The sequence below is a fragment of the Gemmatimonas sp. genome, from assembly GCF_041689975.1.
Lineage (GTDB): Bacteria > Gemmatimonadota > Gemmatimonadetes > Gemmatimonadales > Gemmatimonadaceae > Gemmatimonas.
The window spans coordinates 1-4,531 of the sequence record NZ_JBDNFF010000307.1 but is presented as its reverse complement, the minus strand read 5'-3'; the positions used below and the strand labels follow the sequence as shown (position 1 = coordinate 4,531).

3 protein-coding genes and 1 pseudogene are annotated in these 4,531 nt (G+C 61.5%); 2 read left to right on the top strand and 2 right to left on the bottom strand.

The features are described 5' to 3' along the window. A pseudogene (locus ACESNG_RS18580) lies at positions 1-432 on the top strand (hypothetical protein); the annotation flags it as partial. On the opposite strand, the gene ACESNG_RS18575 reads toward ACESNG_RS18580, so the two are convergent. Together ACESNG_RS18575 and ACESNG_RS18570 are read right to left on the bottom strand one after the other, a co-directional pair. Then, on the bottom strand, positions 429-3,569 hold the full coding sequence (locus tag ACESNG_RS18575; RefSeq protein WP_373070280.1) for a DUF3427 domain-containing protein: 3,141 nt from the start codon (positions 3,567-3,569) through the stop codon (positions 429-431). The pseudogene ACESNG_RS18580 and the gene ACESNG_RS18575 sit on opposite strands and share 4 nt — an antisense overlap. Further along, on the bottom strand, positions 3,566-3,955 hold the full coding sequence (locus ACESNG_RS18570) for a (deoxy)nucleoside triphosphate pyrophosphohydrolase (protein WP_373070278.1): 390 nt from the start codon (positions 3,953-3,955) through the stop codon (positions 3,566-3,568). Before ACESNG_RS18570 ends, ACESNG_RS18575 begins: the two co-directional genes overlap by 4 nt. Before the next feature lie 122 nt (positions 3,956-4,077). Between ACESNG_RS18570 and ACESNG_RS18565 the strand changes: the two genes are divergently transcribed. Next, complete coding sequence (locus ACESNG_RS18565; RefSeq protein ID WP_373070276.1) at positions 4,078-4,365, top strand: DUF4160 domain-containing protein; 288 nt, start codon at positions 4,078-4,080, stop codon at positions 4,363-4,365. The last annotated feature ends 166 nt before the right edge of the window (positions 4,366-4,531 follow it).

The window sequence follows — 4,531 nt, the reverse complement described above, 5'->3', positions numbered from 1 at the left end:
CGCTTTCTCGGTCTCTCGCAGGTGTTGGCGGGCGCGCTGCTGCTGATTCCCGCGACCGCGTTCTACGGCGCGGTGATGTTCGTGCCAATTCTCGTGAACGTCGTGGTGATCACGATCGCCATCGAGTTCAAGGGAACCTCGGCGGTCACCGTGGCGATGCTGTTGGCGAATCTGTGGCTGTTGGCGTGGGACTGGCCGCGGTGGCGTGCGGTGCTCATCACCGACGTGTCGCGGCCGGTGACAACAGGATGGTCACGGTTGGAGCGTGCCGGGTGGTTGCTGGGCGGCGCGAGCGTGACTGCGTTCTTCTTCGCGGTGCGAAGCGTGGCGTTGAAGGGAACGGTGGGGGTGCTGGTGGGGCTTGGCGTGTTGGGTGGGGTGCTGGTGGTGACGGGGTGGGTGCGGGGGGTGCAAGTGTCGCCGCGCTCCTAGCGCCCTTGTTTGAGTACGCTGAATGCGCCGAAGACAGCCAATGGTAGGGCTACATCCAGCGTCCAGAAAATTGACATCGGGCGCTCGCCGGATACATCGCCTGGCTTCGCGGCTCGAACGCCGCCGCAAGCCACGAACGCGTGCTCCGGAGTTTCGCGTACAAAGAGTTGGAAGGTCCAGCCGTTCGTTGCGCTTTCGATGTAGCGCCGGCCCGCCGCGGTGTTTGGGCCTGCTGAATTCTGCGTCTCCCAATGGAATCGCGTGGGGCTGACGGCATAATCGTGGTAGGCCACCTGATCGCGAAAGCCGTCAGACTTGTCAAGCGTTACGAAGAGCACCTCGACCTTCCGATGCGGGAGTCGTAAGACGCCCTCACGCGACGCTGGTCGCGCTGTCGCCGTGTGCACGCCAATGGCGGTAAGTATCTCGCGTCGCTCATAGCGCGCATGGAGCACGAGCGGCACATCCTCGAAGCCCGGGATGGTACGTGTGGCAATTCGGCTCCGTGATTCGAGGACATCCGCCAGTTCGCCGAGTTCTGTCAATACGTTCGGCTCTGCATTCAGCTTCCGGACGAAGTCTGCATACGAGAGCGCGCCCGTGTGCTCCACTTGATACGTGAGCATCTGTGTACGAACCGCTTCCGTTTCGCTGGAAACAGTGTAGGTACTTCCTGACTCCGCGACCTGGCGAATGAGACGGATTTGTGCGGGATCATCGACGTGCAGCAAATAGCGCAGCGAGCGCGATGCACGAGCTTCGCCCTCACCGCCCTCGTCTCGGGGAAGCAGCCCAGCCGCTCGACGCAGCGGCGTCCAGCCACTCGGACTCGCATCGCGGTAGACCTCCGAAAGCTCGATGTCTTGGTCGTGCAGAAAGTCGGCAAGCCGCACAGTCACTCGACCGGTCATCGCGGCGTAGCTTTGCAATTCTGAACGTAATCGTCGCCACGTGTGCTGGGTCGTCGATTTCAGATTGGCGAGGACACGCTCTCTCGCCTGTGCCTCAAGATGGATATGACAACCACTCGGCAATGTCGAAAAGCCCTCCTCGACACCCTTCAAGACTTCGCGACGACTTAGGCCGGTCACTGAAGAGATCAACTTGTCGAATCGGAAATCCGACCGATGCCGTCCAACGAAGTCGAGCACGAGGCAGCTGCTCTTATTGTCGGCGAGTCTGAGGCCGCGTCCAAGCTGCTGCTGAAACACGAGGGCGCTTTGCGTGGGGCGCAGGAAGAGCAGGGTGTCGACGTTCGGAATGTCGACACCTTCATTGTACAAGTCGACCGTGATGATCGCGCAGATTTCGCCACGCGCGAGCTTCTGCGGAGCCTCCCGACGCTCGGTCTCAGTAGACCCTCCCGTGAGACAGATCACTGGCAGATTCGCCTTCTCAAACTGCGCCGTCATGAAGTGCGCGTGGTTTACAGACACGCAGAACACGATGGCTCTGGTGTTTCGCGCATTGCCGGACAATCGGTGCCACTCGCTGAGAACCATGCGAGCGCGCACATGATTGCCGGTGAGCAGCTGATCCAGCGCGGCCGCCTCTCCGCTGCTGTTCCATGGCACCTCAGAGAAGTCCGTCTCGTCGTTGCATCCGAAGTACTCGAACGGCGAGAGTAACTGGAGATCCAGCGCCTGCCAAAGCCGAAGCTCAGCCGCGGGCGCGCCATCCGGTCGCGAATCAAAGTACGTCGCGATCGGCACGCCGTCGGTTCGCTCCGGAGTGGCGGTGAGACCAAGCAAGAGCTTCGGGTGCACACTGCGCGCGAGTGCATCGAACTGTGGTGCCGCGATGCGATGACATTCGTCGATCACAACGGTGTGCCAGTGCGTCGCACCGAAGCGTTCCACAATGCGCTGCGAGGTCAGGCTCTGAATGCTGGCGAACAGATGATCGAAGGAATCCGGCTGGTGCCCACCAACGAGGAGGTATCCGAAGCTGTAGTCGCGAAGTACGGCGCGGTACGTCTGCATCGCTTGTGATAGCAGTTCCTCTCGGTGCGCAACGAAAAGCAAGCGCGGCCGAGAGCCGGCGGACCTTACCTGCGCTTTGTAGTCGAGCGCGGCCATGACGGTCTTTCCGGTGCCGGTGGCCGCAACGAGAAGGTTGCGAGTACGACCGTGTTCCCGCTCGAAGGCGAGCTGCTCGAGGATGTCCGTCTGATATTGTTTCGCCGCAATATCGAACAGCACGGGCACGCCGTTGTCCGAGTGCGACGACTCTTTCGACAGCGCACGCGCCAGCGTCCGCGAGCACTCCGCATCGTCCGGGTCGTACCTGGTAAACTCGTTGTCCTCCCAGAGCGTTTCGAAGTGCGCCTTCGCACGGTCGTAGATCACGCGCTGGGTGTGCTCCGTGAGTTTGACGGTCCATTCGAGCCCGCCGAGCAACGCTGCGCCTGACAGATTGGCGCTGCCGATATACGCCGCGCCGAATCCCGTCGCGCGGTGGAAGATCCACGCTTTAGCGTGCAGTCGCGTGCGTCGCCCGTCCAACGAGATCTTTACGTCACAGCCGGTGAGACGCGCCAGCATATCCAGCGCTGCTTGCTCCGTCGCGCCCGTATAGGTCGTGGTCAAGACACGGATGCGTGTTCGCCCAACGCCGCTCGCATTCGGTGCCGTGACCCGTTGCAGCACATCCAGCAGCTTGCGCACACCCGAGACGGTGATGAAACTGACCAGAATGTCGATCTGATCGCAGTCAGCCGCTTCACGTTGGATTTCGTGGTACAGCGAGGGTGACGCTTTTGCGGCGGTGAAGAGCCACGGGGCCGACAGTCCCGTCTCCGGTAGCTGTGCGTCCTCTCCTCCGGCGCGAATAGCGCGAAGTCGCCGTGCTGGCTGCTGTGGCAGCGTGATCGCATCGCGTTGGCTCACGCTCGCCTTACTGCGAAGGTGCGTGAGTACACCGTTCACCAGTTCGAGCTGCTTGAGCAGCGCGTCCTGCGGGTCGGTCGTGAACGACTCGAGCAGGCGCGAGAGTGTGCTGGCCATCAGGTCGAGCAGCGGGCCCGTCGCCTCTCCGCCAGCGAGTTCGTCGATCTGCGCGTCGCTGCCCGATGCCTGCAGACGCTCCGCCAACGCATCGGTAATGAGTTGATCGTACAGGCCAATCGGCAAGCTCATTCAACGTGTCCGAAAGATTTCACGAAGCGGGCATCGCTTGGTGCGAGGGCGTACGTCGCCAGGTCTTGCGGCGATACCCAGGCGATTGCCGCATGCTCGATGCACACCGGCTCGCCGAGAATCTCGACGGGGAGAAATACGACCACGAACGGTGAGTCAGGATCCGATGCCGAAAAAAGTGCGTCTCCCACGGCAGTTACCTGTACGTCGAGTTCCTCAGCGAGCTCTCGAGTGATCGCCTGATGGTCAGACTCACCGCGTTCACACTTGCCGCCGGGAAATTCCCAGAGACCGCCGTGCCGCTTGTGGGCTGGGCGTTGGCACACGAGGAGCCGATCGCTCCGTCGGACAACTGCGGCGACAACGCGCTGCGAAATGGTCGACATTGCTTCCAAAGTGCGCTTACGACGCCGGGTCCGCCAGGGCCCCGCTGCGCCGAGTCATGGCGATCGATTGATGAGGCTCCCGTAATACGGGTTATCTACTCGTGACGAACTCGACGAATCATGTGACGACACCTTCAATCGAGACCGTCGCCATGCCTGGTGTCAGTCGTTTTCTAGGAATCACTGTCGTCATGTTCTACCGTGACCACGCGCCGCCGCACTTTCACGCGCTCTACGGCGAGTACGAAGTGACCGTCGAGATCGAGTCCGGCATGGTGTCCGGACGCTTCCCTCGTCGACCACTGGCATTCCTCCTCGAATGGTGGGACTATTCAAGAGAAGACCTTCGCGCAAATAGGGACCGTGCACGCCTCGGTATCCCCGTCGTCCCCATCGCTCCCTGGGAGTAGCCTCATGTCCATGATTGCCCCAGCGATTCTCCACGTCACTGACTCGCGTATCGTCGCTGCGCACACTCTGTGGCTCCGCTTCAACGATGGCGTCGAGGGCGTGGCCGATCTGAGTCACGATCTCGATGCACCGGTGTTCGAGCTCCTCAAAGATCCGGCCCACTTT